Origin of the sequence: Pseudomonas sp. 382, assembly GCF_002759075.1 — a bacterium.
Classification (GTDB): domain Bacteria; phylum Pseudomonadota; class Gammaproteobacteria; order Pseudomonadales; family Pseudomonadaceae; genus Aquipseudomonas; species Aquipseudomonas vlassakiae.
The window spans coordinates 395,330-420,938 of sequence record NZ_PEMX01000001.1; the positions used below are offsets into that span (position 1 = coordinate 395,330).

Genomic DNA, 25,609 nt, shown 5'->3' on the forward strand with positions numbered 1-25,609 from the left:
CTGAACGATGCGCCTGGGCCTGGTGCTGGGTGACCAGCTGTCGTTCGACCTGGCAAGCCTGGCCACGCTTGACCCTGCCCGCGATGCGATCCTGATGGCGGAAGTTGAGGGTGAGGCCCGGTACGTGCCGCACCACCCGATGAAGATCGTGCTTATCTTCAGTGCCATGCGGCACTTTGCCCAGGCCCTGCGGGAGCGGGGTTGGCAGGTGCATTATGTCGAGCTCGATGCTGACGGCAACAGCGGTAGCATCGTTGGCGAGTTGCGGCGCTGGCAACACGCCTTGGGCGCCACCCACATTCACCTGACTGAATGCGGGGAGTGGCGCCTGGAGCAGGCTTTGCGCGATGCCGGCTTGCCCCTTGTGTGGCATCGGGATACGCGTTTTCTATGCTCCCGCGAAGCCTTCGCGCGCTGGGCCGACGCGCGTCGCCAACTGCGTATGGAGCACTTTTACCGTGGCATGCGCAAGCGAACCGGCCTGCTGATGGAGGCCGATGGCACCCCGGCAGGTGGGGCCTGGAATTTTGACGGCGACAACCGCAAGCCGTTACCGCGCCAGCTACGCGGGCCGTTCGCTGCGCATTTCGCGCAGGACGGGATCACGGCAGCGGTGGTCGCCCTGGTACGTCAGCGCTTCAGCGACCACTATGGAGCCATCGACGGCTTCGACTACCCGGTGACCCATGCCGAGGCACGTCAGCTCTGGCAACATTTTCTGGACTTCGGGATGGCGGCCTTCGGTGACTATCAGGACGCTATGGCCGAAGGCGAGCCCTTCCTGTTCCATGCGCGCATCAGTGCGGCGCTCAACATCGGGCTGCTCGATCTGCGTTGCCTGTGCCAAGAGGTCGACAAAGCCTGGCGCGAGGGGCGGGTGCCGCTCAATGCTGCCGAAGGTTTCATCCGCCAGTTGATCGGCTGGCGCGAATATGTGCGGGGCATCTACTGGCTGCGCATGCCGGAATATGCCGGGCTCAATCATCTGGGCAACGAGCGTGCGCTGCCGGCATTCTACTGGACCGGGCGCACCCGCATGCGCTGCATGGAGCAAGCTATCGGGCAGACCCTGCGACTGGGGTACGCTCACCATATCCAGCGGCTGATGGTGACCGGCAACTTCGCATTGCTGGCCGGCATTGTGCCTGGCGCGATCTGTGAATGGTACCTGGCGGTTTACATGGATGCCTTCGACTGGGTGGAGTTGCCCAACACGCTCGGCATGGTAATGCATGCCGATGGCGGCTACCTGGGGTCCAAGCCCTACTGCGCCAGTGGTCGTTACATCCAGCGCATGTCCGATCACTGCAAGGCGTGCAGCTACAGGGTCGACCAGGTGATCGAGGAAGATGCCTGCCCGTTCAATGCCCTTTACTGGCATTTTCTCATCCGTCATCGGCCTCAGCTCTCGGCCAATCCGAGGCTGGCGCTGGTCTATCGTAGCCTCGATCAAATGTCGGCCGACCGTCGCGATGCGGTGTGGCAGCGTGGCCAGGTACTGTTGGCCCGGCTCGATGCCGCGCAACCAATATGAAAAAGCGGGTTGCCCTGACCGGGTATGGATGTTCAGTCAGCGCTCGGCCTGCCCCAGTTGCCGGCGCAACTCAGCCACTTCAGCCTCCAGCTCGCGTACCTTTTCCTCAGCGAAAATCTGTGCTGTGACGTCGCGCTGAATGCCGATGTAGTACGTCAGCTGGTCCGCCTCGTTGCGCACGGGAGTGATCGATAATTCGTTCCAGAACAGGCTTCCGTCCTTGCGGTAGTTGCGCAGCACCTGGCGGCAGGGCCTGCCTTCGCGGATCGCCTTGCGGATGACTGCAAGGCTCTCCTGGTCATGATCCTCGCCCTGAAGAAAGCGGCAGTCCTGATAGAGGATGTCGTCCGCGTAGTAACCGGTGAGGTGCTGGAAAGCGGGGTTGACGTAAATAAGGATGCTGTCATCGCCTTCCTGCTCGGCGACGACGATGCCATCGTTTGACTGCTCAACCATCAGTTGCAGGAGTTTCGCGTTTATCATGGGGCCACCCTACAGGCGTTTCGTATGCGATATGCGCAGCGTATCTTCTATGCAGAAGGTTTCGGCGATGTATGTTGCATCATGAACCAAGACGGCTCAGCGCAGAAGGCGCATATGGGTTTAGAATGTTTCACCCTCTGGATGCCCCTCGTTATGACTGACGCCACTTCACCCGACCTGCTACCGATGCGCGATGTAGTCAGCTTGACCGGCGTCAACCCGGTGACCTTGCGTGCCTGGGAGCGGCGGCATGGCTTGATCAGCCCGCAGCGCACCGAGGGCGGCCATCGCCTGTACACGGCGCGGGATGTCCAGCGCATACGCGACATCTTGCGTTGGACTGGCAACGGCGTGCCGATCAGCAAGGTCGGCGAAAGGCTCGCGGGCCAGCCTGAGGTCTCTGCACAGCAGCTCTCGGCCTTTGACCAATGGCGCGCCAGCGTGGCGCGCGCCTCCAAGGCTTTCGATGCAACGGCGCTTGAAGGCATCCATGGGCAGTTGTGCACACTTTTCCCCACGGCCACCGTCCTGCGGCAAGTGCTGATGCCGGTTTGGCACGACCTGGCTGCAGGGGCTGCGCCAGGCGAGCGCAGCCAATGGCTGTTTCTCGACACGTTCTTGCGTGCACGCTTGCTGCTGCGCCTGCAAATGAACCAGGCCGATGCGCCGCGAGTGTTGCTGGCCGCTACCGAGGGGCAAGCCGAACTCAAGGTGCTGTGCGCCGGGATGCTGTTGAGCAGTGCGCAGCAGCGTATCGAAGTGCTCGGTTGCGGGCAGCCGCTGGAAGAGCTCCCTGTCGTGTGTGCGGCGATGCGGCCTGCGGCACTGGTGATAAAAGTCCAGGCCCCGCTGAGCCCCGCCTTGATCAGGCGCTTGCGCGCGTTGCAGATGGAAATCGAATGCCCGCTGGCTTTGGTTGGCGAGGGGCTTGCCGATACTCAACCCGCCTTGAGTGAAGTGCCCCTCGCTCTGCTGGACGAGGGTAGCGCTGACGCTGCGCGCATGCTGAACGCCTTGCACCGTGGTGCCCTCGACCTTTGATCGATGGGCTTGCTTCTGGACACCACCTCGTCTTCCACAACAGCTCACGATTCAACGGCGCAAAAAAGCGCGTACTCAATAGAGCTTGATCACAGACTATCGGGATCGCCGAAGAACATTTGTATCCTCGACCTCAACCAGCGTTCCGCCGGGTCGTTGTCCTGCGCCCCGCGCCAGGCCATATGCAGCTCGAACGAGCGCACGTCCATCGGCAGGTCCTCAGCCCGCAAGCCTCCCGCCGAGGTCAAGGCATCGGCCGTATAGTCCGGCACCGTGGCGACGATATCGGTGCCCGCCAGCAAACTCCCCAGGCCATTGAACTGCGGTACCGCCAGCACCACATGGCGCTTGCGGCCTATCTCCTCCAGCGCCTCGTCGATGAAGCCCGACAAGTCCCCGGCAAACGAAACCAGCGCATGCGGCCGCGCGCAGAAGTCATCGAGGGTGATGCTGCCCGGCACGCTGTCGGCGCGCAGCAGCTTGGGCTTGCTGCGCCGCAGCACCTTGCGCTTGGCGTTGGCTGGCAGTTCGCTGGTATAGCTGACGCCCACGGAGATTTCGCCCGAGGCCAGCAGGGTTGGCATCAACAGGTAATTGACCCGACGTACCACCAGGACGATGCCGGGGGCTTCGGCGCGGATGCGCTTGAGCAATTGCGGCAGCAAGGCGAATTCGGCGTCGTCCGACAGGCCGATGCGGAACACTGCGTTGCTGGTGGCCGGGTCGAACTCGGCGGCGCGGCTGACCGCGGTGGAGATCGAATCCAGCGCCGGTGACAGCAGGGCGAAGATTTCATGAGCGCGTGCCGACGGCTCCATGCTGCGGCCGGTACGCACGAACAGCGGGTCGTCGAACAGGTTGCGCAGGCGCGACAGGGCCGCGCTGATTGCCGGCTGGCCGAGGAACAGCTTCTCGGCAGCGCGGGTCACGCTACGCTCATGCATGAGGGTTTCGAACACGATCAGCAGGTTGAGGTCTACGCGACGCAGGTCGTTTCGATTCATCGGTGCGCTTCGCCTAAAGTGGGGCAGGGGTGAATCTTAAGGCCAAAGGCTGTTACCCTGCACCGATTTCCGGGGGCCAATGCACAGGAAAGTCAGGTGCCCAATCGATGACAGGCATGTCGACTATTAATAGCCACTGATGGTCTAACCGCAAAAGCCCGGATAAAGTCCGTGGTAATACGAGATTCACACAGGCGAGGTATGCGATGTCCCGCATGATCCGTTTCCACAAGTTCGGCGCTGCCGATGTGCTCCGTTGCGAGGAGCAGGCCGAACCGTCACCTGCCGTCGGCGAGGTGCAGATCCGCGTCGAGGCGATCGGCGTGAGCTGGTATGACGTGCTCTGGCGGCAGAACCTGGCGCCCTCCCAAGCCCGTCTGCCGGCAGGGATCGGCCACGAGATGGCCGGTGTGGTGACTGCGGTCGGCGAAGGCGTCGATGACATCGCAGTGGGCGACCGGGTCGCCAGCTTCCCGGCCACCAGTGCCAACGATCACCCGGTGTATGGTGATGTCATCGTGCTGCCGCGCACCGCCATCACCCGCTATCCGGACCTGCTCTCGCCGATCGAGGCCAGCGTGCACTACACGCCGCTTTTGATCGCCTATTTCGCCTACGTCGACCTGGCACGCGCCAAGGCCGGGCAGACCGCGCTGGTCACCGATGCCAGCCATTGTGCCGGGCCGGCCTTCGTGCAACTGGGCAAGGCGCTCGGCCTCAAGGTGTTCGCCGCCACCCGCGAGCCCGAGCAACGTGACTACCTGCTGGGCCTGGGGGCCGACAAGGTGATCGTCACCGAGGAGCAGGACTTGCTGATGCAGGTTGGCAAGTACACCGACGGACGCGGCGTGGACATGGTCCTCGATGGCATGGGCGGGCCGCAGATGTCGCTGCTGGGCGATGTGCTGGCGCCGCGCGGCAGCCTGGTACTGTATGGCCTGCAGGGGGGCAACCAGACACCGTTTCCTGCCTGTGCGGCATTCCAGAAGAACATCCAGTTTTACGTGCACTGTATCGGCAACTTCACCGGCAAGCCGGAACTGGGCATCAGCCAGGATCAGGTGGCGCTGCAACGGGCCTTGCGCGATATCAACCAGTTCACCGCCGATCAGTTGCTGACTCCGCAGATCATCAAGGTGTATCCGTTCGCCAAGGTGGTCGAGGCCCATCGTTACATGGACGAGTGCCCATGTGGTGGGCGGGTGGTGCTGGACATGGCTACGGCCTGAAGCACGTTGGTAATGAAAAACCGGGCTGATGCCCGGTTTTTTGCATTATGGCTGGTTATATTTACATGGACTGCGGTCATTAACTTTGTAAATAGATGTTTCCATTACCAACGTGGCAGTGTTTTCAAGTGAGGTTTCCGCGCTGCGCGGGTTGTGGTTGCCGATTTCTGAATGGTGTTTTCAGCAAGATCTGTATCTTTTAATCCTTAGTCAACGCTCGATAATGGCATATCGATAGTTGGCGCAAGGAGCGTGCAGTGGAGAACAACAGGCACAGCAGTGCGCGATTGAAGATGAGGGTAAGTCCATGGATGGGTTCATGTTTTGCGTTCGTGGAACGACAGCGTATTACAACTTCGAAGTTTCCCGGATTTTTGTAGGAAGTTTCTTCAAATTAAATCCGCTGTACTAAATCCTGTGCAGCGAATTTTGTTGTGAAATGAAGTTGAGGTAACGCCGTGAGCATTGTGCACGACCAGGCTATGCACTTTATCTACCAACAGGTGCTGGAACGCCTGTTGAGCCATATGTCGAAGGAGCAACGCGCCTCCCTGCAGTTATTGATACAGCGTCTGCTGGTGGCCGCTGGCGGGCCGGAATATATCGGTACGTTCAGGTTGCTGGTGGTACACGGGGCAGATTGTCGTAGTGCCCGGCTATTGGCGATCTTGCGGGCCGCCCAGTTGAGCATTGCCTTGCGAGCACCGGTCACCTTCAAGTTACGGGTGTTGGTGGCCTGTTTGCCGACAGCCAGCAGCGCCGTGCTGGAGCAGCACGAGCGCACCTTCAGCGCCTTGTTCATGCATGATGACCCGCGGGTGCTGTTGCAGATGGTCGAGGGCGCCGACGTGGTGCCCTTCTGTCGCCGCGCCGATGCCGCAGCCCGGCAGTGGCCGTTGACACGCGAAGCGTTGCTCTTGTTCGGTCACCTGGTCGATGCGCGCCCGCAAGCGTTGCTGGGCAGCCGCACCCACCTGGAACTGGCCGATGCCGTTCGCCGGGCACTGGCCGAGTACCCGGGTGCCGATGCACTGGTCACTGCCGTGCCCGCCCATCAGCGACGGCGCTTTGCGGCCTGGGCCCGGCGCAGCCTGCGCTTGGCAGGTGCCACCCGCCTTGGCTCGCTGCATCAATGCGTCGATAGCCTGGCCAGCGGGTTGGGCCAGTTGCGTGCCGCCGTCGATTCACCGGGTGTGGCCATCGCTGTGTCCGATAGCACCCGTTCAAGGGCATTGCCGATGCGGGTCATCGTGATCGACGATCTGTTGGCCCAGTTGCTCCGCGACGGCCAACTGGACGTGATCTTGGGTTGCGGCCTCGAGGTGATACAGGAAGGCCCGCCGCTGGCGGCGTTTGTCGACCCTCTGGCGCTGGCGCAGCTGCCAGAAACAGGCGCTTGCGGACAGGCGCCTGACGCATCCCGGTTCAGCCAGAGCGACCCAGCCGGGCCGCAGGCGCTGCCGCCGAGGCGCTTGGCCAAGGGCTACGGGCTTGAGCAGACCCAGGTCGCCTGCATGTTGTACCGGCCGTTTTGCGACCAGGGGGCGGGTCTGGAGCGGTTTCTGCAGTGTTGTCACGCTGACATGCTGGTCGCGTTGCCTTACCTGCATCGGGCCTTGCAGGGCAAGTCCTGCCCTGATGCCGTCAAGGACTGGATCGTCAACACCAGCGGCTTGCAGTTGGCACAGTTGCGCATGGTCTACAAGGGGCGGTTGGGCACGGGGGTACGGCCTTTGCTCGCCAACCTGGCAAGGCGCGATGTGCAGTTGCGGTTGCTGAGCCGCCCTGCGCCGTTCAAGGCCTCATCCTGATGGGCCGTGAATTCGCCTATCAGGTGGTGTACCGCTATCTGGTCGCCTTGATCGACGAAGCCGAGCGGGGAGGGCAGCCACGCTTGCCTTCGCTGAGGGCCTTGTCCAGACGCCTGGGGGTTTCATTGGCCACGGTGCAAGCGGCCTACAGCCTGCTCGAGCATGAAGGGCGGGTACATTCGGTGCCAAAATCCGGCTATTTCGCCCAGGTTGGCCTGCAAGCTGGCCGGGCCGACGTGGCCCAGGCGCTGCCCGCGCAGCCGCTGCTGCGCGCACTGTTCGCCCATGAGCGGCGCCTGGGGCGGCTGCGTACGCAACCCGCGCGGGTGCTGGGCGGGCCACGCCTGCGTGATGCCCTGGCCGAACGCTATACGCGCGCTTCGCGTCAGTACTGGCGGCCTGAGGATGTGCACCTGGGCCCGGATGTCCAGGCGTTGCTGGAAACGCTGCTGCTGGCGTTGGGGCTGCGTGGCTGTGCCGTGGTGGTCGCTTCGCCCTGCTGTTGGCGGATCCTGCGGGTATTGCAACGCTGTGACATGCGGGTCCTCGAACTGCCGCTCGATAGCGGCGGCAGTCCGGATATCGGCAGCCTGTCGACGCTGCTGGGCTGTGAGCCAGTGCGCATGATGATCATGCCTTCGTGCCTGGGTTTTCCGGCGGGGCGCCTGATGCCCCAGCACGCCCAGCAGCAGCTCGCCGAGCTGCTGGCGTTGCACCCGGTCTGGTTGCTGGAGAACGATCTCGACAGCGAGTTGTGTTTTTCCTTGCCTGTGGGGTCTCGGCTGCGCGACTGGGTTGACCCGCGCCGGCTACTGGTACTGGGTTCGCTGGAGGCGAGCATGGGGGCCGAGGTACCCTATGCCTACCTGTTGGGGTGCCACCCGGCGTTGGCAGAGGCGTTCTCCCAGCGAGCCTTCCAGCTTGCCCCGCTGCGCCAGCAGGCGCTGGCGCAGATGATCAGTTCGGGCGAAATCGACCAGCACCTGGGGCGGATGCGGGGGGTACTGCAGGGGCGTATGGCACAACTTTGCCAGCATTTGAGGGCGGTGTTGGGAGCGCAGGTGGCGTTCGACATGCCTGATGGCGGGTGCGCCTTGTGGGTGCGCCTGTCACCGGAAAGTGTCGGCGCTCGAGCCGTGGCGGCGACAGCGGGCTCGGCATTACAGGTGCTGGCCGGTGAGCAATTCAGCGTCCACGGGCGTTATCGGCAATTTCTACTGCTGACCTGGTTGGGCGAGCAGCCCGGTACACTGATCGAGGCGCTGCAACGCCTGGGGTTGGCCTTGGCGGTTGACACCGTTCGTCGGTAGAGCGCCGCAATCAACCACGGTGCTTGCCTGTGCAGCTGGTCTGTATGTATAAACAGTGTCCACTCTGGCTGCCTGACCCCGTCTTGTGATCGCTCACCCTGTCGATGACCCGCTGTATTACCTGCACAACTTCCGCCAGGTACTGCAGTGGGTCGACTCACGTTACGCCGACCTGCTCGACGAGCAGGAGCGGGCCTTTCTCCATGCCTTTGCCAAACTGGCGCAGCCGGCCCAGGCGCTGATGGTGCGCATGGTGATGCGCAAAGGCGAGCTGTTTCGCTGTGACCGCCTGGACTATGCCGAAATCGGCGACAGCATGGCTGCCTTGCAACCGCTGTTGGCATTGGGTTGGGTGCGCGAGCCGGAGGTCCTGAGCCTTGAACAGCTGTTCGCGCTGTTGCGCAAGGATGAACTCGCCGCAGGTTTCGCTGGGCTGTTAAGCCGCCCGCGGGCGGCCAAAGGCGACCTGCTTGAACAACTGCGGCCCCTGTCGCTGGTCCCCAGGCCGTTGCGCGAATGGTTTGTCCAGGCCCCGGTGGGGATCGTGCAATGGTGCCTGCAGCCACTGTGCGATCGCATGCGGCTGCTGTTTTTCGGCAACCTGTATCAAGACTGGTCGGAGTTTGTGCTGGCCGACCTGGGCGTGCTGCGTTTCGAGCAGGTCGCGTTCAGCCCTGACTCACGCGCTCTGCAGCAGCGCAGCGAGGTCGATCAGGCAATGGCGCTGCACCAGTGTGGCGAGCGTCTGGAGCGGGGGGAAGACCCCGCGTCGATCCTCGCGTCACTGGCCGACCTGAGCTTCGACAACCCGTGGCTGGCGCGGCGCCATGGCCGGCTGCTGTTTGCCCTGGGCCAACAGTGCGAGCGCCTGGGTGACTGGGACCAGGCCCTGGCGGTGTATGCCCGCAGCAGCCATGCGCAAGCGCGTATCCGCCAGGTTCGCGTGTTCGAGCGCAGCGAGCGTTGGCAGCAGGCTTATGCCTATGCACGGGAGCTGGCGGCTGCACCGGCCAATGCCCTGGAAGTGCAAGCGCTGCAGCGCATGTTGCCGCGGCTGGCACGCAAGCTCGGCGGGCCGGCGCAGCGCCGCCGGCGTGCAGCGCCCCTGGAGCTGATCGAACTGGAGCTGCCACGCGAGCAGGCAGGGCTGGGTGTGGAGGAGGCCGTGCGGCAACACCTGGCGCAAGCGGGAGGGCAGGCGTATTACGTGGAAAACACATTGTTCAACAGCCTGTTCGGCTTGTTGTGCTGGGAGGCGATCTTCGCTCCGATTCCGGGGGCCTTTTTCAACCCGTTCCAGGCGGCGCCCCAGGACTTGCATGACAGCGACTTCCAGCACCGGCGTGCGGAACAGTTCCTGGCCTGCCTGGGGCGCCTGGACGATGGCTCCCATCGCCAGGCCATCCTCGACTGCTACGCGGCCAAGCAAGGCCTGCAATCGCCGTTCGTGTTCTGGCCCATGCTCAACGAAGTGCTGCTTGATGAAGCATTGGCGTGTCTGCCCGCCGCGCACTTGAAACAGTGTTTCCTGCGCCTGTTGCAGGATATTCGCAACAACCGCGCCGGCATGCCTGACCTGATCCAGTTCTGGCCGGAGCAGCAGCGCTATCGGATGGTCGAGGTCAAGGGCCCGGGTGATCGCCTGCAAGACAATCAGCTGCGCTGGCTGGAGTTCTGCGCCGAACAGGGTTTGCCGGTTGCGGTCTGCCATGTGCGTTGGAGCGAGGCACCATGAGCTACCGCGTGGCAGTGCGGGCGTTGTGCGAGTTCAGCGCCAAGGTCGGTGACCTGGACCTGCGCTTTACCCCGTCCCCCACGGCCCAGGAAGGTATCGAAGGGCATCGCCGGGTGGTCGCCCGGCGCGCAACAGGCTATGAGGCGGAAATTGCCCTTGAGGGCCAATACCAGAGCCTGCTGGTGCGCGGGCGTGCCGATGGCTACGACCCGGCCGCCAATCGCCTGGAAGAAATCAAGACCTACCGTGGCGACCTGGCCCGCCAGCCGGCCAATCACCGGCAACTGCACTGGGCCCAGGCCAAGGTCTATGCCTGGCTGCTGTGCCAGGCCCGGCAGTTGCCGGCCATCGAGGTGGCGCTGGTCTACCTGGATGTCGACAACGACAGCCAGACGCTGATCAGCGAGTCCTGTCGCGCCGATGAATTGCAGGGCTTCTTCGACACCCAGTGCCAACGGTTTCTCGGCTGGGCCCAGGCCCAGCAACAGCGACTTGCCGAGCGCGACCAGGGTTTGCTGGGGTTGGGCTTTCCTTACCCGCAGTTTCGCCAGGGCCAGCGGCAACTGGCCGAAACCGTGTACAAGGCGGTCAGCACTGGCCGCTGCCTGATGGCGCAGGCCAGTACCGGGATCGGCAAGACCCTCGGCACCGTGTTCCCGCTACTCAAGGCGATGGTCCCGCAGAAGCTCGACAAGGTGTTCTTCCTCACTGCAAAGACCCCCGGGCGGGCGCTGGCGCTTGACGCCCTGCGCCAGATCAGCGCGGGTTCGCCACAGCCGGCCTTGCGCACCCTCGAGCTGATCGCCCGGGACAAGGCCTGCGAATACCCGGACAAAGCCTGCCATGGCGAGTCCTGCCCGTTGGCCCAAGGCTTCTACGACCGCCTCCCGGCCGCACGCGCGGCGGCGGCTTTGCGGCCCATGCTCGACCGCGCCGGCTTGCGCGAAGTGGCATTGGCGCATCAGGTGTGCCCGTACTACCTCGGCCAGGAAATGGCCCGTTGGGTGGACGTACTGGTGGCCGACTACAACTACTATTTCGATGCCCACGCGTTGCTGTTCAGCCTGACCCAGCTCAACCAGTGGCGGGTTGCGGTGCTGGTAGACGAGGCGCACAACCTGGTGGAGCGCGGCCGCAACATGTACAGCGCCAGCCTTGACCAGGGCCAGCTGCTCGCCTTGCGCCAAAGCAAGCCGCAAGGGCTCGGCAGTGCCCTCGACCGGCTGAACCGGCAGTGGAACGCGCTGTACAAGGAGCAGCGCGCGCCTTACCAGGCCAGCGACCAGTTGCCGGAGACCTTCCTGCGTGCCCTGCAGCAATGCATTGGGTTGATCCAGGAGCGCATGAATGAAAAGCCGGCCGAAGTCGATGCCCAGGTGCTGCAGTTTTTCTATCAGGCGCTGCAGTTCAGCCGGGTGGCGGAACTGTTCGGCGAGGATTTCCTGTTCGACGTCAGCCTGCGCGAGGGCTCGCGCAAACGGCGCCTGGCCAGCCTGTGCCTGCGTAACGTCACCCCGGCCCGGTTGCTTGCGCCGCGCATGCAGGCCGCGCGCAGTGTGGCGCTGTTTTCCGCCACCTTGAGCCCGAGGCCATTCTACGCCGACCTGCTCGGCATGCCTGCGGACTCCGCCTGGCTGGATGTGGCGGCGCCGTTCCGTGCCGAGCAGCTCGAGGTGCGCATCGCCAGCCAGGTCTCGACTCGCTATCGGGAACGCCAGGCCTCACTGGCGCCGATCACCGAGCTGATTGCCGACCAGTATCAGCGCCAGCCAGGCAACTACCTGGCGTTCTTCAGCAGTTTCGACTACCTGCAGCAGGTAGCCGGGCTGGTCGCCGAGCGCTATCCGGGCATCCCGCTCTGGGCGCAGGCGCCGGGCATGGATGAAGGCGCACGCCAGGGCTTTCTCGATCGCTTCGTCGCGAACGGGCAGGGCGTGGGCTTTGCCGTGCTCGGTGGCGCGTTCGGCGAGGGTGTCGACTTGCCTGGCACGCGCCTGATCGGCGCCTTCGTCGCCACCCTTGGCCTGCCCCAGGTCAACCCGGTCAACGAACAGTTCCGGCAACGTCTGCAGCGGCAGTTTGGCGCCGGTTTCGACTACGCCTACCTGTACCCCGGTGTGCGCAAGGTCATCCAGGCCGCCGGCCGGGTCATACGAGGCGACCAGGACCGCGGTGTGCTGGTGCTGATCGACGAACGTTTCGCCGAGTCCAGGGTGCAGCAGATGTTTCCCGCATGGTGGCAGGTGGCAGTTAAATAATCCCGGGTGGCCCCATCGCACGGCATTGCAACTCCCAGTACACTGCGTGTTCCAACACCAACATCCGTTGAACTCGAGGTTTTTGCATGACGCTCAGTCCTTTGGCAGGCAAGCCGGCTCCGGCCAGCGTGCTGGTCGATATTCCCCGCCTGCTCACCGCCTATTACACCGGCCGCCCCGACGCCGCCGTGGCGGCTCAGCGCGTGGCCTTCGGCACTTCGGGGCACCGGGGCAGCTCGTTCGACCTGAGTTTCAACGAGCACCACGTGCTGGCGATCACCCAGGCCATCTGCCTGTACCGCCAGGAAAAAGGCATCGACGGCCCGCTGTTCATCGGCGCCGACACTCACGCGTTGTCCGCGCCGGCCGCAGCCAGTGCACTGGAAGTGCTGGCCGCCAATGGCGTGCAGGTGATGCTGTCCAAGGATGACGAATACACCCCGACTCCGGCGGTGTCCCATGCCATCCTCTGCTACAACCGTGGCCGCAGCCAGGGCCTGGCCGATGGCATCGTCATCACCCCGTCGCACAACCCCCCGCAGAGTGGCGGCTTCAAGTACAACCCGCCCAACGGCGGCCCGGCCGACAGCGACGTGACCAAGTGGATCGAGGCCAAGGCCAACGAACTGCTGGCTGCGAACCTTGCCGGGGTCAAGCGCATGGCCTATGCCCAGGCGCTGCAGGCTGCCACCACCAAGCGCCACGACTACGTGGCCAGTTACGTGGCCGACCTGGAAAACGTCATCGATTTCGACGTCATTCGTGGCGCCAACCTGCGCCTGGGCGTCGATCCGCTGGGTGGGGCAGGGGTGCGCTACTGGTCGGCGATCGCCGAGCGCTACCAGCTGAACCTGGAAGTGGTGAACACCGAAGTCGACCCGACCTTCCGCTTCATGTGCGTGGACTGGGACGGGCAGATCCGCATGGACCCATCCTCGCCTTACGCCATGCAGGGCCTGATTGGTCTGCGTGATCGCTTCGACGTGGCCTTCGCCTGTGACCCGGACCATGACCGCCACGGCATCGTCACCGCCGATGGCCTGCTGCAGCCGAACAACTACCTGCCCGTGGCCATCGACTACCTGTACCGCAACCGCCCGCAATGGCGCAGCGACGCTGCGGTGGGCAAGACCGTGGTGTCCAGCGGCCTGATCGACCGCGTCACCGAGCGCCTGGGCCGTGAACTGTATGAAGTGCCGGTGGGCTTCAAGTACTTCGCCCAGGGCCTGTTCGACGGCTCGCTCGGCTTTGGTGGTGAGGAGAGTGCCGGTGCCTCGTTCCTGCGCAAGGACGGCACGGTCTGGGCAACGGACAAGGACGGCCTGATTCCAGCGTTGCTGGCAGCGGAGATGACTGCCCGCACCGGTCGGAACCCGAGCCAGGCCTACAACGACTTGACCGCAGCGCTGGGCAAGCCATACGCCACCCGCGTCGAGGCCAAGGCCGATGCCCGGCAGAAGGCCGCCCTGAGCAAGCTGGCGCCGGAGCAGGTGAAGTCGACCGAACTGGCCGGTGAGCCGATCGTGCAGATCCTCAGCCAGGCGCCGGGCAATGGCCAGGCGATTGGTGGCCTGAAGGTGATGACCGCCAATGGCTGGTTTGCTGCGCGGCCTTCGGGGACGGAAGACATCTACAAGATCTACGCCGAGAGCTTTGTCGATGAGGCGCACCTCAAGCGCCTGGTGGAAGAGGCGCAGGTGCTGGTGGATGCAGCGATTGCCTGATTGACCTGAGCGGGGCCGCGCTGCGGCCCATTCGCGACACAAGGCCGCTCCTACAGGAGAATGCATATCCCCTGTAGGAGCGGCCTTGTGTCGCGAAAGGGCTGCACAGCAGCCCCCTTGGTCCGAAAGTCAGGCGACATCGACCAGGACGATTTCGCTGTCCTCGATCGCGGTCACCCGCAGCACTTCTTCTTCCTCGATCGCCACACCATCCCGGCCCTTGACACGCAGTCCATTGACCTCCACCAGCCCCTTGGCCGGCACCAGGTAACCCCGGCGCCCGGCATCGAAGCGGTATTCGGCGGTTTCGCCAGCCCGCAGTGTCGCAGCCACCAGCCGTGCGTCGGTACGGATCTGCAGGCTGTCTTCATCACCGGCCCGGCCGCTGGCCAGGGTCACGAAGCCTTCGCCGCGCTTGCCTTTAGGGAATGGGCGGGTCCCCCACGACGGTGCATCGCCTACCTTCTCCGGCACGATCCAGATCTGGAAGATGCGGGTGTCGACCTCTTCGAGGTTGTACTCGCTGTGCACGATGCCGCTTCCCGCACTCATCACCTGCACGTCGCCAGCTTCGGTACGACCTTTGTTGCCGAGGCTGTCCTGGTGGGTAATGGCGCCTTCACGCACATAGGTGATGATTTCCATGTCGCGGTGCGGGTGTGGTGGGAACCCGCTGCCGGCGGCGATCAGGTCATCGTTCCACACCCGCAGGTTGCCCCAGTGCATGCGCGCCGGGTCGTAGTATTCGGCGAACGAGAAGTGGTGGTGAGCGTCGAGCCAGCCGTGGTTGGCGTGGCCGAGGCCTTCGAACGGTCGCAGTTGCAGCATGGTCGTGCTCCTTGAGTCAGTGGAATGAAGCCATGATGCGCCAAATAAACATCGAAAATAAGCGTAAATATCGGCTGATAATCATCATATTAATAGATTGATGATGGCGAAGTGGATTATGCGATTCATCGCCTAATACACTGATCTGCAAGCATTCGCTGGCGATTTTCAGCAGATGCGGCGAACATGGCCTGCTGATTTGATTTTCAACGGAGTGACCGTGGCCCACGAGCAACCCCAGGCCCCCGCCGAACTGACCCCGCCCGCTCAATTACCCTGGTTGCGCCGCCTGGCGGCCCGCCTGCTGGGCCGCGGCTTGACCCGCCTGCAGGCACAACATCGCGACTCCTGGTTCCTGGGCCACGTCACGGGCCAGCGCAGCGGCCATGCCGATGGCCTGCGCGAAGGGTTCGAGCGCGGGCGAGCGGAAGGCTTTGAGGCCGGGCGCCAGGTGCTGGTGATCCGCGACGCCCGCCCTGATACCGCCGCCGTGCCTGGGCAGGACGACAATCTGTTCGACGATTGGCGTCTGCCTTTGAATGCCGAGCTGAAGAAGCGCTTCAAGGCCGACGTTGCCCAGCGCCTGCCCGCCGAGGCCCAACCCAGTGCTGCGCAGTGGAAGCTGATCTTCAGCGACACACCGTCCACCTGTGTGGTGGCCGGCGCCGGGGCAGGCAAGTCGACCTCGCTGGTGCTGCGCATCCTGCTGTTGCGTCACTACCTGGGCTACGAGCTGGACGCGATGACCGTGGTCACCTTCACCCGCGAGTCGCGCAAGGACTTCATCAAGCGCCTGGTGCAGGTGTTCGCCCTCTGGCAGCTCGACCTGCAACCGGCCAAGGCGCGCGAGCTGGTGCGCACCTTCCATTCACGGATCCTGCCACTGGTGCGCAGCTTGCCGGGCTTCGGCCAGGTGCGCGCGTTCGAAACCCTGGGCAATGAGATGCCGGCCGGCCGCGAAGCAGAGGCCGACAGCAACCCGTTCGACCTGCGCCTGAACGATGCCCAGCGGCAACAGCTCAACCAGTGCTACAGCCAGTTGCTCGGCGCCAGCCCGCGCTTCGCCGAAATCATCGCCACCTTGCGCCGCGAGGCCCTCCAACTCAAGCCGTTGGACCCGGACCACCCGGACGTGCAGAAGCGCGTGCAGGTTACCCAGCTGGCCGCCCAGCGTGACGAAGAACTGTGCGATGTGATCGAAGACCTGTGGTTCGCTGCTGGCGCCTGGCCGATCAAGGGGATCGAGCCGTGCCGCGAAACGGTCGAGATCCGCGGCAGCCGCTTCCATGTGCACGGCCGCCTGGAAGGCCTCGATGCCTGGGTGGTGCTGGGCTTCGACCCCGCCGAAAGCGCCCAGTACCAACGCCCCGGCGCCAAGCTGGCGGTGCGTGCCGAGTGGGCGGTCAAGCGCACCTTGCTGCAGGCGTTCTGCGACAAGCCGCTGATCTGGCTGGACAACTACGCCATGGCCCGGCGCCTGGCCGCATCGCTGGCCGGTGATGCCGTGGCCGGGCCGGGATTCGAGTACAAGGTCAAAGGCGAGCTGGCCCCGGCGCCGTTGCTCGACGCCTTTGTCGGTGCCGCCAACTTCATCGAGAACCTTGGCCTCGAGGTGAACCCGGCCGTGGCGGCCATGAGCTTCCCGCCCGGCGACACCGACGCGCTGTTCTTCGAGGCGTTGGCGCTGTACTGGAAAGCCCTGGAAGCGCACTTGCTCGACCAGTCGCCACCGGTGATGAGCTACAACCGCATGTTCGCCCTGTTCGGCGAGAACAACCCGGAGAACCTGCAGCTGCTGCCCGACCCGCTGCTGCGGCCACTGGCGCACCTGATGATCGACGAGTTCCAGGACGTCTCGCCGCAGATCGTCAGCTGGCTGCGGGCCAGCCTCGCGGAAATCCGCCGCCGCGGCCCGGCCATGCACACCGGGCGCAATGCCCAGCATGCCTCGTTGATGTGCGTGGGGGATGACTGGCAGTCGATCTACGGTTGGCGCGGCAGTTCACCGAAGTACTTCATGGAGTTCACCAAGGCTTTTCCGTCGCCGGCCAATACGCGGGTGATGCTGGTCGACAACTACCGCTGCCAGCAGCAGGTGATCGATGCCGCCGAACACTTGGTCAAAGGCACCCCGGCGATTGCCGGCAAGAAGGCCCGCGCCAGTGGGCCAGCCGCTGAGCTGCCGGTGGCCCCGGTGCGGGTCTTCGACCGTGATGAGGCAGCGCTGGGCGAGACGCTGATCGAGCATTACCAGCGCGGCGAGTCGGTGATGATGCTGTACCGCAAGGGCAGCGACAAAGCCCTGATGAACGAGCACCTGCAAAGTGTCCTGCACGCCGAAGCCCAGTTGCCTGCCGAGCAACGGCGCCTGCGCCAGTTGACCTACCATAGCGCCAAAGGCTTGCAGGCCGATGCCGTGTTCATGCTCGGCGATTGCCAGTACCTGAGCAGCTCGCCCTACAAGAACCAGGTGTACCGCCAGGCGGGCCTGGGCAAGGCCGGCGATGCCCAGCCGTTCGATACGGCGCAGAAGGAGGAGGTGCAGCGCCTGGCCTATGTGGCGGTGACGCGTGCGGTCAGGCACTGCTATTGGCATGTCGAAGCGGCCAACGCAGAGGCAGCGGGTGTGCCGCGCGCATCGAGCCAGGTGGATGGGCGGCAGGCCTTCTTCGAAGACCTGCGCGGTCAGTGATCAGTCGTTGAGGGTTTCCGCTTGCCGGGTAAGGCTCAGTAGCAGCCCGGCCTCGACTTGTTGCTGCTCGTGCGTCAAGGCGCCCATGGCCTTGTAGAAAGCGGCCTGTTCGAGTGGCACTCGGCGTAACAGGCCGCTTTCGTCCAAGGGCGAAGCCGGCATGTAAGCGCTCAGCGTGCGCGTGATGGCGCTGTCCAGCCAGGTGATCGGCTCATAAGCCGCGTCCCAGCAATAGAACAGGTAGTCGATGCCGGGTCGCCAGAAGTCGGTAATGGCTTCAAACTGGCTCGCATATCGGTTTTTCAGGTAGTCGACCCAGACGGTTTGCCCGGCCATCCATTGTTGACGTGCAATGGCGTCGGCATCGAGTTCGAGCACGGCAGTGCCCACGTTGTCGATTATCGTCTGGTTGATCCTCGCAGTACCTCGATAAAGCATGCCCCTGCTGGGTTCGGGAAAGTCGAGGCTTTCGGCCAGGGACTGACGCAGGGCCAGGCGGACTTCAATGTCATCGACCAGACCGGTTTCCAGGTCCACATCGGGAAAGGCTACAGGGGAGTCCAGCACATCGTAGGCTGGCAGCTCGTCGTCCATGACATCGTCCAGCAGCGCCTGCTTGCGTTGATTGCGCTTGAGACTGATGCGGTCAGCCAGTTCGTTGACCTTTTCCCGGCGATACAGCTGGCGGTACAAGTCGGCAAGCGGCTTGATGCTGCCCTGTGCCTGGCCCGCTGCCCGGTTGGCCAGCAATTCGACCTCCAAGGCGCTGAAGGCCTCGGCGCCGGCATCACCACAGGTGGGCGGGTAGAGTTGCGCCACTTCCGTCAGGCGGTCTCGCAGCGCGGTGTCTTCGCTGGCTTGCTCGAGCAGCGACCATACACGCATGCGCAGCCCTTGCGGATCGCTTTGCGCTTCTTTCGAATAGGTCAGGCGCTCGATCACGCCTTGCAGGGCACCGTTTTCGTTCTGGTCGAACAAGTCGGCCCAGAGCTGATCCTGGCGGCTGCTCGCCGGGTCTCGCCAGAACTCCTGCCACTCCGGCCTCTCGGGCGTATGCTCGAAGGTGTTGACACCGCTGGCGCGTAGACGCCTGAGGGATTCGGCCTCGATGTTGTTGTAATTGAACAGCCAGTTGCGTTCAGGCAGGCGGGCGGCGACATCGCGTGCAAACGGGCTGCGGAGTATGTTGGGCAGGTCCTGGACATGGTGGATACGGTTGCACGACAGGTTCAGATAGCGCAGCTGATACTGGGGTTGGTTCATCAACGTGGTGAGGCCGTTGGGCCATGCCTGCAACTGGCAGTTGTTCAAGTCCAGATGGCGGAGCCGAGCCATGAAACCGACGTCGGGGGCGACTTGCAAGGGATTGAAGTCCAGCTCCAGCCGTTGCGGATGGACAAGGTCCTGGAACCGTGCCGCGAGGTCTTCATCGAGTGTGATGCGGTTGCTGCCCAGCCTCAGGACATCCAGGGGCCTGTTGCACAGAAAGGCCAGTGTGTCCTGGTCGAGGGTCAGCCGGTTACGACGCAGGTTCAACTGGCGCAGGTCGGGCATCGCGGTCAGCACCCGCTGCGCAGTGGGCGAGAGGACTTCCAGCGTATTGCTGGTCAGGTCGAGCGCGCGCAACCTGGGCACGGCCGCAAGCGCCTGATACAGCGCCTCTGCAGGGAGGTGCGGGTTGTCGGTCACTTCCAGCATTCGCAGGTTGGGGAAGCATGACAGAAACTGCTGGTCCAGATGTTGCAGTTCCAGGCCGGTCAGTTTCAGTTCCCGGACATGAGGCAGGCGGGCGTTGATTGCGGGTAGTTGGGGTAAACGCATGCGTTCCAGCACGAGCACCTGCTGGTGGCTGCCTCCCTCCCGACGCCAGGCCTGTATGAGTTGCTCGGCACACTGTTGTCGATCGAAACGATCGTCCAGGCCTTGCGCATCCCTGACCCATTTGCGCAAGTCATTATCGAGATCGCGCAGTTCTGCGCGCAAGCGTCCGATCGCAGAGCCGAGGTCGCCGGTCTCGGCCAGTTCGGCCTGCAAGGCCGCAATCTGTCGACCGTTCAGGCCAGGGAACAGTGAGCGCAGCCGCCGCGCAGCAACGCTGGCATCGAGGTGAGTGGCGCCGCGACCACTGAGCGGGTAACCGATTCGACCATGGGCCAGGCGCATCGGCGAGCGCACGCCGGGCTTGATCGGTTGCTGGCCAAGCAGCGTCGCACAGCCAGGGCGGTCGGCAAGCGCGATGTCCAGCAATCGGGCTTCACCCGCTTGCGGATGTGCAGTTTGCAGGGCTTGGCGCAGCAGCGCGCTGTCCGCATTGGCCAGGTTGGGCCGGTACAGGCCCAGCAGGGCACGGTCAAGGCGGGCGCGGGCTTGCAGGTAGCGCGCTTCTTCAGCCACGCGCAAGGGCACGCGGCCACCCGCCATGCGTCGCCGCTCGCTGCTGCCAGCATGGGCAACCAGCTCTTCCAGTGCGTTGTCGGGCAAGCCGGGAAACTGCCGGCCGAGCGTTTGTGCCTCGGCGCTGAGAGGCGTTTGCTGGCTTTTGCGCATGCTGTCGAAGAGATCGCCGCGGCGTTCTGTCAAACGGTTCGCCAATTGCTCATCCAGAGCGCGTGCTCGCTGTTCCGGCGCCATGCCTGGCAACAACTGTTGCAAGGCTTGCTCGTCCATCTGCTCGACGACGACATTGCTCAGGTTACCTGAGTCGAGATCTTCCCGGCCGATCTCGATGGATAACGCATCGGGCGCGCCTTCAGCACCGAAGTACACGGCATCCCCCCAATTTTCAGGTCCCGTGAACACCTTCAACCGGTAACGCGCTGGCCACCCCGGCATGTTGGTCAGTTCCGGCAGCGCAAATTTCTTGTAGGCCGCCAGTGGCAGGCCGTGGCGCACCCGGGTGATGATGCTCTGGGTTTCGTTATCCAGACGCAGGCGCAGCAAGGTATCGGCCAGCAACGGTGGCGGGCGAACGCCATTGATCTGGCTGTGGCGCAGGCTGTCTGCATCGCCACCGGCAATGCGCAGGGCCGTGAGTTGTTCCGAAGGCTCAAGGCCGTCGCTGAACTGGCCAAGCCCGTTCAACAGCTTGCTGTCGTCCCATTCGAGCGGGTCGTCATGATCCAGCTGCCAACGTTTGTCACCCAGATAGCGCAACGTCGGGCTATAGGCATCGGGGGTTTGAGGATGGCGGACACGCCATCTACCGTCGCCGCCTTCGAACACTTCGTACAGCTGCCCCTCAAGCAGTAGATGGTCTTTGCCACTGATGAAGTAGAGCCCCAGGTCGTTGGGCTGTGCGTCTGCAGGCAGCAGTTCGCCGCTGGCATAAGGGCGCATGTCAGGCTGCCAAAGGCTTTGACGGCCACCTTTCCAGACGCTTTCCAGGGCATCGACAAACCCCGACGCCTTGAGCAGTTTTGCACCGACTGCAACGCCCCCGATCGTGGCCGCGTTGATGGCCAGTGATTCCAGTTGCAACAATGCCTCATGGGTATCGCCGTTCTCCCAGGCCTCAAAGCCGGTGAACACCGAGTCCATGATGTCGTAGGCGAACACGCCGAGCATGACGACGTCCAGGCCTGGCACGAAGAACGCAGCCACATTGAGCACGGTCATACCGATATCTAGCCACCGTGCAAGCCGTGCCTTGCGTGCCTTGGCGTCGGCCTCTGCAGTGGGCACCGCAATCGCTCGCGCATCAGCCATCAGGCGTCGCGTGTGGTTGCGGTACAGCACCGGCCAGATGGGCAACGCCAGCTTGGCGGAGTCGAACGGCACGTGGGGCTTCACTACGGGCTTGCGCTCGGACGGGGTGCCTTCGAAGAGGGCGGCTTCCAGCTTTTCGGTGAGTCTGGCTTGATTGTCCTGGTCAGCGGATGCGATCAGTTGGTGGCGGAACGTGGTTTGCAGCAAGCGTTGCAATAAATGCCCGCCAGCCTTCTGCAACGAGGGGAATTCCCTGAGGGGTTGCTCCTGATCCTGGGGAATGTAGAGCATGCAAGGGTTGGCCTGGTCGGTACGATCCGGGCCAATCAGCAGGGCATCATTCAGCGGGATGCCGAACAGGCTGAAGCGCCAGCAGTGAAGCGTGTCGCCGGCATAGTGCGGTGTAGGGTGGTTATCGCATAACTGGGTCAGCGCATCGCGCCCCTTGCGCGTCAAAAAGCCTTTGAGGCAGGCAATCATTGCCTGGGTTTTCAGCGCCTGCCGGCTTGCTTCAATCCATCGCTGTTCGATCTCTGCTTGCCGGGGCCCCTTGTAAATGGCTTGCAGGTGGTCTTGATAGCGCTGGCCCAGGTCTAGCGCTCGGCATTGATCGATGAACATCTGTGGCGTGAGGCCGCGGAGTCTTGTGTTGTTGCGGCCTTTGGTCAGGGTGTCATACGGGCCTGCTTGCTCAGACGCGGCAAAATTATGCAGGGCGGCTTCCATCAGGGAGCGTGGTTGCGGCGGCCCGTCGGGTTCGGTGATGAAGGGTTGGGGCTGGTCCAGTGAAATCTCCAGGCCGGGCGGGTTTGTTTGCTTGATGAACACCTTGTAGGGCTGGTGGATGTATTGGGCCTGGTCCACTTCGACATCCAGGCCCAATTGCTCGCTCAGCAACGGTTTGCAGAACTCATGGATCTGCTTGAAACCCCTGAGCGCGCCGCGCAACGCCTTGAACTGCGCATCGCGATCGCCAATGAGTTGCTGCACAAGCGCCTGGTCGTCTTGACTGGCTGCAGCGTACCAACTGTACGGCGCACCATTTTCATCCAGGTAGTCCTTGCGCACGGCCTGGACGATGCGGCGGGTATGCTCAGGATGCATCGTTCTCGCCCAGAGCGGCAGGCTGCGGTCAATCTGGGCTTGATGGTAGGGCATGGGTGGGGTTGGCATGATGGTACTCCTGTCGAAAGAAGCGCCATTCGGCAGCCTGCCCGGCCTCACGAGGTGGTAATCAGTTGCGTGCAGCGGTCGGTCCTGTGCATGCAGGGGTCGGCGAGGGGCCAGCGTGGGCAGGCTGACTGAGGGATGGTGGAGTACGGCATGTTTTCAGGGAGAACTCCAATGCATTCGCTGTGCAGTCCCAAGGATCATTTGCTGGACCTCGATGGTATTGAAATTGCGGTACGCACCTGGGGGCCAGAAGACGGCATCCCGGTGCTGGCCTTGCATGGCTGGCTGGACAATGCGGCCTCGTTCGAGCGCCTGGGGCCATTGCTGGAAGGTTGCTTCGTGGTGGCCCCCGACCTGATCGGCCATGGCCGTTCCGATCACCGCCGCCACGACAGTGGCTATTACCTCTGGGAGCATGCCGAGGACATGCTGGCGGTCACCGACAGCCTGGGCCTGTCCCGGTTTCACGTACTTGCCCATGGCATGGGCACCGGCATCGCCTCGCTGCTTGCGGCCATGACCAGTGGCATCGCCAGCATGATCTTCCTCGATGGCATCGGCGCGCCGTTCACCGTGGCCGAGGATGACCGTGTACAGCACCTGGCACGCGCGTATCGGCTGAAGAAGATGGTCCAGCGCAGCCAGTTGCAAGGGGCTGGCGAGCCCCATGGCAGCCGGTTCGACAACCTGGAAACAGCGCTCGAACAACGGCGCAAGCGCCTGGACGGCGAACTGAGTGAGGATGCCGCGCGCCTGCTGGCCCTGCGCGACCTGCTGCAATTGCCTGACGGTTACTGTTGGCGCCACGACCCACGGCTGGTGCTGCCCGAGCCGATGCCGCTGACCGAGCGCGAGGCGTGTGACCTGTTGCGGGAAATCCGCTGCCCGTTGTACCTGATGTTCGGCAGGCAGGGCGCATTCAGCGGCCACGGTTTCGAACAGCGCCAGGCGGCTTTGCCGGGCCATGCCAAGGTGTCCTGGCACCCCGGTGGGCACCATTTCCATCTCGAGGCGCCGGACCGCGCGCTGGTCGACCAGCTTCTACGCATCCTCGCCCGCCATGAGGGGGGGCTGCTACAGCGCCTGGTGAACGAATAGCGGGCTATGGGATTTCGTGGCGGCGCAACTGCAGCGGTTTCTGGGGTGAGGGTATCTGGCGATGCTGGCAAGTGGATATTGCCGCAAAGCCGATTATGCTTCAGTTACCTTGCTGCGATCCGAGGCGGCTGACCTCGTCGTGCTTCGCGCAACCATTGTAGCCCTTGGGCCTGGGTGCGACGGTTAAATGGAAGTGAGGTACTCCGGCCTGCGATTAGCGACAAGACGGAGGCAACCCATGGCGGTTCTCGACAGCGCTTCCACGGGCAGTAGCGCGCCCCAACGGGGCATCAGCAAGGAGGAGCGCAAGGTCATCTTCGCCTCCTCGCTGGGCACCGTGTTCGAATGGTACGACTTCTACCTGTACGGCTCGCTGGCAGCGATCATCGCCAAGCACTTCTTCGCCGGCGTCAATGAAACCACCTCGTTCATCTTTGCCTTGCTGGCCTTTGCCGCGGGCTTTGCCGTGCGGCCGTTCGGCGCCATCGTGTTCGGCCGCCTGGGCGACATGATCGGGCGCAAGTACACCTTTCTCATCACTATCGTCATCATGGGCCTGTCTACCGCAGTGGTGGGGCTGCTGCCCAGCTATGCGGCGATTGGTGTGGCGGCTCCGGTCATCCTGATCACCTTGCGCCTGCTTCAGGGGTTGGCGCTGGGTGGCGAGTATGGCGGTGCAGCCACCTATGTCGCCGAGCATGCGCCCAAAGGCCGGCGTGGCTTCTTCACGGCGTGGATCCAGACCACCGCCACGCTGGGTTTATTCCTGTCGTTGCTGGTGATCCTGGCCTGCCGCACCGTCATGGGTACCGAAGTGTTCGAGGCCTGGGGCTGGCGAGTGCCGTTCCTGCTGTCGATCGTGCTGCTGGCGATTTCGGTGTATATCCGCATGCAGCTCAACGAGTCGCCGGTGTTCATGAAGATGAAGGCCGAGGGCAAGGCGTCCAAGGCGCCGCTGACCGAGTCGTTCGCCCGCTGGGACAACCTCAGGGTGGTGATCATGTCGCTGTTGGGCGGCACGGCCGGGCAGGCGGTGGTGTGGTACACCGGGCAATTCTATGCGCTGTTCTTCCTGCTGCAGATGCTCAAGATCGACCCACAGACCGCCAACCTGCTGATCGCCGGGTCCTTGCTGATCGGCACGCCGTTCTTCATCTTCTTCGGCAGCCTGTCGGACCGTATCGGCCGCAAGAAGATCGTCATGGCCGGCTGCATCATCGCTGCGCTGACCTACTTCCCGATCTTCAAGGCGCTGACCGAGTACGGCAACCCGGACGTGTTCGTTGCCCAGGAGCAGAACCCGGTGGTGGTGGTCGCCGACCCTGGCCAGTGCGCGTTCCAGTTCGACCCGGTGGGCAAGGCCAAATTCACCAGCTCGTGTGACATTGCCAAAAGCCTCCTGGCCAAGCGCGCGATCCCCTACACCAACCAGGCAGCCGAACCTGGCAGCGTGGCGCAGGTTCGTATCGGTGAGCGGGTGATTCCGAGCTTCGATGGCAGCAGCCTGGCGGCTGCCGACTTGAAGACCCAGGCCGATGCCTTCACCGCGACCATGGCCGGGGCCTTGAAGGAGGCCGGTTACCCGGAAAAGGCCGACCCGGCGAAGATCCATTACCCGATGGTGCTGTTGCTGCTGACCCTGCTGGTGATCTACGTGACCATGGTCTACGGGCCGATCGCGGCCTGGCTGGTTGAACTGTTCCCGGCGCGCATCCGATACACCTCGATGTCGCTGCCGTACCACATCGGTAATGGCTGGTTCGGTGGTTTCCTGCCGACAGTGGCGTTCGCCATGGTGGCGGCGACCGGGGACATCTACTACGGGCTGTGGTACCCCATCGTGATTGCGCTGATGACGGCGGTGTTGGGGATCTTGTTCCTGCCGGAGACCAAGGACCGCGATATCTCATAGGCAGGTCCGGCCTCTTCGCGGCGCAAACCGCTCCCACAGGTGCAGTGCAGGGCCTGTGGGGGTGGCTCAGCG

The 25,609-nt window shown here is 63.6% G+C and carries 15 protein-coding genes; 11 read left to right on the forward strand and 4 right to left on the reverse strand.

Features of this window, described 5'->3' with window-relative positions; all coding sequences use genetic code 11:
- Window positions 1-7: 7 nt before the first annotated feature.
- Window positions 8-1,534: a cryptochrome/photolyase family protein gene (locus CQW31_RS02070; RefSeq protein ID WP_054887710.1), complete on the forward strand. Its 1,527-nt coding sequence runs from the start codon at window positions 8-10 to the stop codon at window positions 1,532-1,534.
- Between the two features lie 36 nt (window positions 1,535-1,570).
- Here the strand turns inward: CQW31_RS02070 and CQW31_RS02075 are convergent, their stop codons facing one another.
- The gene (locus tag CQW31_RS02075; RefSeq protein WP_099813599.1) at window positions 1,571-2,017 is read right to left on the reverse strand and encodes a PAS domain S-box protein; all 447 of its coding nucleotides are present in this window, start codon (window positions 2,015-2,017) and stop codon (window positions 1,571-1,573) included.
- A 153-nt stretch (window positions 2,018-2,170) separates the two neighbouring features.
- Between CQW31_RS02075 and CQW31_RS02080 the strand changes: the two genes are divergently transcribed.
- Entirely contained in the window at window positions 2,171-3,058 is an 888-nt protein-coding gene (locus CQW31_RS02080; RefSeq protein WP_099813600.1) for a MerR family transcriptional regulator, read from the forward strand.
- A gap of 89 nt (window positions 3,059-3,147) precedes the next feature.
- Here CQW31_RS02080 and CQW31_RS02085 read toward each other — a convergent pair whose 3' ends face one another.
- Window positions 3,148-4,062: a LysR family transcriptional regulator gene (locus CQW31_RS02085; protein ID WP_054887707.1), complete on the reverse strand. Its 915-nt coding sequence runs from the start codon at window positions 4,060-4,062 to the stop codon at window positions 3,148-3,150.
- A gap of 206 nt (window positions 4,063-4,268) precedes the next feature.
- Between CQW31_RS02085 and CQW31_RS02090 the strand changes: the two genes are divergently transcribed.
- The 6 genes from CQW31_RS02090 (at window position 4,269) to pgm (ending at window position 14,129) form a co-directional block, all read left to right on the forward strand.
- A complete protein-coding gene (locus CQW31_RS02090; RefSeq protein WP_054887706.1) occupies window positions 4,269-5,291 on the forward strand; it encodes a zinc-dependent alcohol dehydrogenase family protein in 1,023 nt (340 codons plus the stop codon).
- A 458-nt stretch (window positions 5,292-5,749) separates the two neighbouring features.
- Window positions 5,750-7,102 carry a hypothetical protein gene (locus tag CQW31_RS02095; protein ID WP_099813601.1) on the forward strand — a complete coding sequence of 451 codons (1,353 nt, stop codon included), beginning with the start codon at window positions 5,750-5,752 and terminating at the stop codon, window positions 7,100-7,102.
- Complete coding sequence (locus tag CQW31_RS02100; protein WP_099813602.1) at window positions 7,102-8,412, forward strand: aminotransferase class I/II-fold pyridoxal phosphate-dependent enzyme; 1,311 nt, start codon at window positions 7,102-7,104, stop codon at window positions 8,410-8,412. The genes CQW31_RS02095 and CQW31_RS02100 overlap by 1 nt, the downstream gene beginning before the upstream one ends.
- Window positions 8,413-8,497: 85 nt before the next feature.
- Complete coding sequence (locus tag CQW31_RS02105) at window positions 8,498-10,147, forward strand: VRR-NUC domain-containing protein (RefSeq protein WP_099813603.1); 1,650 nt, start codon at window positions 8,498-8,500, stop codon at window positions 10,145-10,147.
- Window positions 10,144-12,405 (forward strand): ATP-dependent DNA helicase, encoded by a 2,262-nt coding sequence (locus CQW31_RS02110; protein WP_099813604.1) that lies wholly within the window; start codon window positions 10,144-10,146, stop codon window positions 12,403-12,405. The genes CQW31_RS02105 and CQW31_RS02110 overlap by 4 nt, the downstream gene beginning before the upstream one ends.
- Window positions 12,406-12,491: 86 nt before the next feature.
- Window positions 12,492-14,129 carry a phosphoglucomutase (alpha-D-glucose-1,6-bisphosphate-dependent) gene (pgm, locus tag CQW31_RS02115; protein ID WP_099813605.1) on the forward strand — a complete coding sequence of 546 codons (1,638 nt, stop codon included), beginning with the start codon at window positions 12,492-12,494 and terminating at the stop codon, window positions 14,127-14,129.
- Between the two features lie 129 nt (window positions 14,130-14,258).
- On the opposite strand, the gene CQW31_RS02120 is transcribed toward pgm, so the two are convergent.
- The gene (locus tag CQW31_RS02120) at window positions 14,259-14,957 is read right to left on the reverse strand and encodes a pirin family protein (RefSeq protein ID WP_054887700.1); all 699 of its coding nucleotides are present in this window, start codon (window positions 14,955-14,957) and stop codon (window positions 14,259-14,261) included.
- Between the two features lie 175 nt (window positions 14,958-15,132).
- On the opposite strand from CQW31_RS02120, the gene CQW31_RS02125 reads away from it, so the two are divergent.
- Window positions 15,133-17,649: a UvrD-helicase domain-containing protein gene (locus CQW31_RS02125; protein WP_054887699.1), complete on the forward strand. Its 2,517-nt coding sequence runs from the start codon at window positions 15,133-15,135 to the stop codon at window positions 17,647-17,649.
- Here the strand turns inward: CQW31_RS02125 and CQW31_RS02130 are convergent, their stop codons facing one another.
- Window positions 17,650-22,527 carry an NEL-type E3 ubiquitin ligase domain-containing protein gene (locus tag CQW31_RS02130; RefSeq protein WP_349681612.1) on the reverse strand — a complete coding sequence of 1,626 codons (4,878 nt, stop codon included), beginning with the start codon at window positions 22,525-22,527 and terminating at the stop codon, window positions 17,650-17,652.
- 171 nt (window positions 22,528-22,698) lie between these two features.
- Here CQW31_RS02130 and CQW31_RS02135 point away from each other — a divergent pair, with 171 nt between their 5' ends.
- On the forward strand, window positions 22,699-23,625 hold the full coding sequence (locus CQW31_RS02135; protein ID WP_099813606.1) for an alpha/beta fold hydrolase: 927 nt from the start codon (window positions 22,699-22,701) through the stop codon (window positions 23,623-23,625).
- 238 nt (window positions 23,626-23,863) lie between these two features.
- A complete protein-coding gene (locus CQW31_RS02140; protein WP_099813607.1) occupies window positions 23,864-25,537 on the forward strand; it encodes an MFS transporter in 1,674 nt (557 codons plus the stop codon).
- The last annotated feature ends 72 nt before the right edge of the window (window positions 25,538-25,609 follow it).

Excerpts from the sequence above, each read along its gene's own strand:
- CQW31_RS02070 (WP_054887710.1), top strand. The coding sequence starts at position 8 with ATGCGCCTGGGCCTGGTGCTGGGTGACCAGCTGTCGTTCGACCTGGCA.
- CQW31_RS02075 (WP_099813599.1), bottom strand. The coding sequence starts at position 2,017 with ATGATAAACGCGAAACTCCTGCAACTGATGGTTGAGCAGTCAAACGAT.
- CQW31_RS02080 (WP_099813600.1), top strand. The coding sequence starts at position 2,171 with ATGACTGACGCCACTTCACCCGACCTGCTACCGATGCGCGATGTAGTC.
- CQW31_RS02085 (WP_054887707.1), bottom strand. The coding sequence starts at position 4,062 with ATGAATCGAAACGACCTGCGTCGCGTAGACCTCAACCTGCTGATCGTG.
- CQW31_RS02090 (WP_054887706.1), top strand. The coding sequence starts at position 4,269 with ATGTCCCGCATGATCCGTTTCCACAAGTTCGGCGCTGCCGATGTGCTC.
- CQW31_RS02100 (WP_099813602.1), top strand. The coding sequence starts at position 7,102 with ATGGGCCGTGAATTCGCCTATCAGGTGGTGTACCGCTATCTGGTCGCC.
- CQW31_RS02110 (WP_099813604.1), top strand. The coding sequence starts at position 10,144 with ATGAGCTACCGCGTGGCAGTGCGGGCGTTGTGCGAGTTCAGCGCCAAG.
- pgm (WP_099813605.1), top strand. The coding sequence starts at position 12,492 with ATGACGCTCAGTCCTTTGGCAGGCAAGCCGGCTCCGGCCAGCGTGCTG.
- CQW31_RS02120 (WP_054887700.1), bottom strand. The coding sequence starts at position 14,957 with ATGCTGCAACTGCGACCGTTCGAAGGCCTCGGCCACGCCAACCACGGC.
- CQW31_RS02125 (WP_054887699.1), top strand. The coding sequence starts at position 15,133 with ATGCGGCGAACATGGCCTGCTGATTTGATTTTCAACGGAGTGACCGTG.
- CQW31_RS02130 (WP_349681612.1), bottom strand. The coding sequence starts at position 22,527 with ATGCCAACCCCACCCATGCCCTACCATCAAGCCCAGATTGACCGCAGC.
- CQW31_RS02135 (WP_099813606.1), top strand. The coding sequence starts at position 22,699 with ATGCATTCGCTGTGCAGTCCCAAGGATCATTTGCTGGACCTCGATGGT.
- CQW31_RS02140 (WP_099813607.1), top strand. The coding sequence starts at position 23,864 with ATGGCGGTTCTCGACAGCGCTTCCACGGGCAGTAGCGCGCCCCAACGG.